The sequence below is a fragment of the Paenibacillus sp. OT2-17 genome (assembly GCF_009827695.1).
Taxonomy (GTDB): domain Bacteria; phylum Bacillota; class Bacilli; order Paenibacillales; family Paenibacillaceae; genus Paenibacillus; species Paenibacillus polymyxa_B.
In genome coordinates, this window is the sequence record NZ_WUDQ01000311.1 from 1 (window position 1) to 4,230 (window position 4,230).

Below are 4,230 nucleotides of genomic sequence, written 5' to 3' on the forward strand. Positions count from 1 at the left end.
GACCCGAAGGCGAACTCACCAAGCTGCGTGCAGCTATTGTCTGTGAGCCTTCGGGTCGGTTAGGGTACTGATTGTACAATTGCTCGGACACCGTCAGTTCCAGAACAGCGTCACCTAAAAATTCAAGACGCTCATTGTCTGCATGCTGACTGAACCGATGTTCGTTTACGTAGGAAGCGTGCGTAAAGGCCTGCTTCAGAAGCTGCCGATTGTTGAATTGAATATGAAGTTTCTGCTGTAATTGCTTCAAGTCTCCACTCAACGAACTGACCCCTTATGCTTCATATTTTTTTAGAATAACCGTAGCATTGTGACCGCCAAAACCAAAGGAATTGGACATAACCACATTCAGTTCCGCTTTTCTCGGCTTATTAGGTACATAATCAAGATCGCATGCCGGGTCTTGATTATCCAAATTAATCGTTGGCGGAATCGTCTGATGCTGAAGGGCGAGACCACAGATCACGGCTTCAACGCCGCCCGCTGCACCCAATAAATGCCCTGTCATCGACTTAGTTGAGCTGATCGCTACCTTATAGGCATGCTCTCCCAGCGTTTTCTTGACTGCTTCCGTTTCGGATTTATCACCGACTGGCGTAGATGTACCATGTGCATTGATATAATCAATCTCTTCAGGATTCAATCCAGCATCACGGATCGCCATTCTAATGCAGCGTGCTGCTCCCTCTGGATCAGGCTCCGTCATATGATGGGCATCGCCAGAAAGACCGTAGCCAATCACTTCACCGTAAATACGCGCACCACGCTTCAAAGCATGATCCAACGATTCTAGAATAAGAACACCAGAGCCTTCGCCCATAACAAACCCGTCTCTTTCGGTATCAAAAGGACGGCTTGCCTTTTCAGGCTCGTCGTTACGCGTGGACATTGCTCGCATGGAACAAAATCCAGCCATACCAATCGGACGAATAGTCGCCTCAGCTCCTCCGCAAATCATGGCGTCTGCGTCACCACGCTGAATCATGCGGAAGGAATCACCAATAGCATGACTGCCCGTGGCACAAGCCGTAACCGGTGATGTATTGGGGCCTTTAGCACCGAGTGAAATTGACACTTGACCGGAACCCATATTAGCAATCATCATCGGGATGAAGAAAGGGCTTACGCGTTTAGGTCCTTTTTCAATCAGTGCGTTGTGCTGATCCTCCCAAGTTCCCAATCCACCAATACCGGAACCGACAGATACACCAACACGCTCAGCATCCGCATTTTCTCCGATTACAAGTCCGCTGTCCTCAAGCGCCAATTTACTAGCAGCAACCGCAAACTGCACAAAGCGGTCCATTTTACGCGCATCCTTACGTTCAATATAATCCTCTGGATTAAAATCTTTAATGGAAGCGGCTATTTTCGTAGTGTACTCACTTGTATCGAAAGCTTCGATTTCACTGACGCCGGATTTTCCAGCCATCAGATTATCCCATAGTGTGTTCAAATCCTGTCCCAGCGAAGTGATTACACCCATTCCTGTTATGACAACACGTTGTTTCAAAGATAATCACCTCTATGTCTACTGCATATTGTATTTTAAGACCGCACTCTCTTGTGCGTAAAAATAATATAGAATCAACTAAAGTTAGTAATGCCGCATACTCCTCAGCCTTTGACTAAGTGAAGCTGAGCCAGACTCAAAAACACGCGGCAATTCCGTCTTTAGTTCAATCTGTATAATTAGGAGAAAGTCCCGCCTGTAACAGAACGGGACTTTTGATGACATGAATTAGGTATGAGATTGTATGTACTTCACAACTTCACCTACAGTTGTAATTTTCTCTGCATCTTCATCAGAGATTTCCATATCAAACTCATCTTCCAATTCCATTACCAATTCAACTACATCGAGAGAATCAGCGCCTAAATCATCTTTAAAAGATGCTTCAAGTGTAACTTCGGCTTCGTCGGCTCCCAAACGGTCAACGACAATGCGTTTTACGCGCTCCAATACATCGGACATCCGGCTCACCTCCTCTTAGGTATTATACGAAAATTACAATTAAAATGCCATAGAAGAGAGTTTTCATTGACAACTCTTCATCGGGGCATGCGGATTGGCAACATGCTACTACATATACATGCCGCCATCCACATGCAAAGTCTGGCCCGTCATATATGAGGAAGCATCCGAGGCCAAGAACAGCACCACGTCAGCAATTTCCTCAGGCCGTCCAAGACGGGCCAGCGGAATACCGCTCAGCATATTGTCACGCAAATCATCAGCCAGCACCTGCGTCATCTCAGTATCGATGAATCCAGGAGCCACACAGTTCACTGTAATACCTCTCGAAGCAAGCTCTCGAGCAGAGGATTTGGTAAGACCAATTACCCCTGCTTTAGCAGCAACGTAGTTGGCTTGTCCTGCGTTGCCAAGTACACCAACCACGGATGAGATATTGATAATTCGGCCAGAACGCTGCTTCATCATTGGACGTGTTGCCGCCTTAAGACAATTAAACACACCCTTCAGATTCGTTTCGATCACCTGATCGAATTCCTCTTCCTTCATGCGCATGATTAAATTATCTCTTGTTATGCCGGCATTATTCACCAGGATGTCAATCTTGCCCCAAGCGCCAATCACATCCTTGATCAACTGATCTGCTTCGTCAGCGCGACCGACATTTGCCTGAACTGTAATAGCCTCTACACCGTTGGCACGAATCTGCTCTGCTACCTCAGTCGCAGCCGCTTCACTACCAGCATAGTTTACCGCCACATTAGCACCTGCTTCAGCCAGCGCCAGCGCAATACCACGGCCAATTCTGCGCGCCGCTCCCGTAACGAGCGCCGCTTTTCCACTCAATGGCTTAGACATCATAGTCCCCCCTTGCAAGTATATAACCCGTTAAGGCAATGATTATACTTTTAACGGGCCTCCAAGGCTTCCGTTACAGAAGCAAACGACTCCAGGCTGCTTATATTATACAGCTTAACCGTTTTGTCGATTTTTTTAACCAGTCCAGTCAATACACTTCCCGGTCCAAACTCAACAAAGGTGTCAACACCTTGTTCTAGTAGCCATGCTACACTGTCTTCCCACAGTACCGGAGAATAGACCTGATCCACCAACAGTTGGCGAACTTCGCTCCCCTCACGTACAGGTTTAGCTGTTACATTAGCAACAACCGGAACCTGAGCTTTCGAGAAAATTACAGCCTCCAACTTGCCGGAGAGCTTGGTCGCTGCTTCCTTCATCAATGACGAGTGGAAAGGACCGCTAACCTCCAGAGAAATAGCGCGCTTGCCTCCTGCTTCCTTCACACGTTCAGCGACAGCAGCTACGCCCTCCTTCGTACCAGATACAACAATTTGTCCAGGACAATTGATGTTGGCTAGTTCGACCAGTTGACCAGACTCCGTAATATCACGGCACAATGCTGCCAATGCTTCACGATCAGCTCCCAACACAGCAGCCATCCCGCCTTGCCCATCAGGAATGGCCTGCTCCATGAACTCGCCACGTGTACGAACGATTTCAACCGCATCCTCAAATGCGAGGACACCGGAAGCGACTAGCGCGCTGTATTCTCCTAGACTGTGTCCAGCCACATAATCGGGATGAATGCCCATTTTTTCCTTGAACGCTTCATACAACGCAATGCTCGCCGTTAACAGTGCAGGCTGCGTATTGGATGTTTGCTTCAAAGCTGTGTCCGGCCCTTCAAAAATCAGTGTGCTTAGTGCGAACCCTAACCGTTCGTCCGCTTGGCGAAATACTTCTGTTGCAGCTGGAACTGCTTCATAAGCATCTTTAGCCATACCTACAGCTTGTGAACCCTGACCGGGAAATATAAATGCCGTTTTGCCCATCGTGTATGCACCTCTCTGTATCCAATGCTTGTCCTGTAAAACACTACACAAATTCAATATTATATCAAAACTTCCATCTTATTACCAGACAAGAACCGACGCTCCCCAGGTCAAGCCACCGCCAAAGCCCACCATTAATACACGGTCGCCTTCCTTCATGCGGCCTTCCTCAGCTGCTTCCACAAGAGCGAGAGGGATTGATGCTGCCGATGTATTCGCATATTTATGAACATTAACAACTACCTTTTCCTCTGGTAAATCCAGACGTTGCATCGCCGATTGGATGATGCGAACATTGGCTTGATGCGGAACGAACAGATCAATATCATCTTTGGACAGCCCTGCTTTTTCCAACACATCGACCGTTGCCGTTCCCATAACACGAACCGCGAACTTGAACAC

General features: G+C 47.7%; 6 protein-coding genes. All 6 read right to left on the reverse strand.

Translation table 11 applies throughout. The features are described from left to right. Positions 1–262: ribonuclease III domain-containing protein (locus tag GRP75_RS20135; protein ID WP_272917225.1), on the reverse strand; the 262-nt coding region annotated here is incomplete at its 3' end. Between the two features lie 12 nt (positions 263–274). Continuing rightward, entirely contained in the window at positions 275–1,513 is a 1,239-nt protein-coding gene (gene fabF, locus GRP75_RS20140) for a beta-ketoacyl-ACP synthase II (protein ID WP_023988165.1), read from the reverse strand. A gap of 228 nt (positions 1,514–1,741) precedes the next feature. Further along, the gene (locus tag GRP75_RS20145) at positions 1,742–1,975 is read right to left on the reverse strand and encodes an acyl carrier protein (RefSeq protein WP_007429985.1); all 234 of its coding nucleotides are present in this window, start codon (positions 1,973–1,975) and stop codon (positions 1,742–1,744) included. Positions 1,976–2,083: 108 nt separating this feature from the next. Then, on the reverse strand, positions 2,084–2,833 hold the full coding sequence (gene fabG, locus GRP75_RS20150) for a 3-oxoacyl-[acyl-carrier-protein] reductase (protein ID WP_160790179.1): 750 nt from the start codon (positions 2,831–2,833) through the stop codon (positions 2,084–2,086). A gap of 50 nt (positions 2,834–2,883) precedes the next feature. After that, positions 2,884–3,828, reverse strand: a complete 945-nt coding sequence (gene fabD / locus GRP75_RS20155; protein ID WP_160790178.1) for an ACP S-malonyltransferase — start codon at positions 3,826–3,828, stop codon at positions 2,884–2,886. Positions 3,829–3,909: 81 nt separating this feature from the next. Further along, positions 3,910–4,230 (reverse strand): 3-oxoacyl-[acyl-carrier-protein] synthase III C-terminal domain-containing protein (locus GRP75_RS20160; RefSeq protein WP_272917226.1); only part of this gene is annotated, 321 nt, incomplete at its 5' end.

Coding starts and splice junctions, on each gene's coding strand:
- GRP75_RS20145 (WP_007429985.1), bottom strand. CDS start 1,975: ATGTCCGATGTATTGGAGCGCGTAAAACGCATTGTCGTTGACCGTTTG.
- fabG (WP_160790179.1), bottom strand. CDS start 2,833: ATGTCTAAGCCATTGAGTGGAAAAGCGGCGCTCGTTACGGGAGCGGCG.
- fabD (WP_160790178.1), bottom strand. CDS start 3,828: ATGGGCAAAACGGCATTTATATTTCCCGGTCAGGGTTCACAAGCTGTA.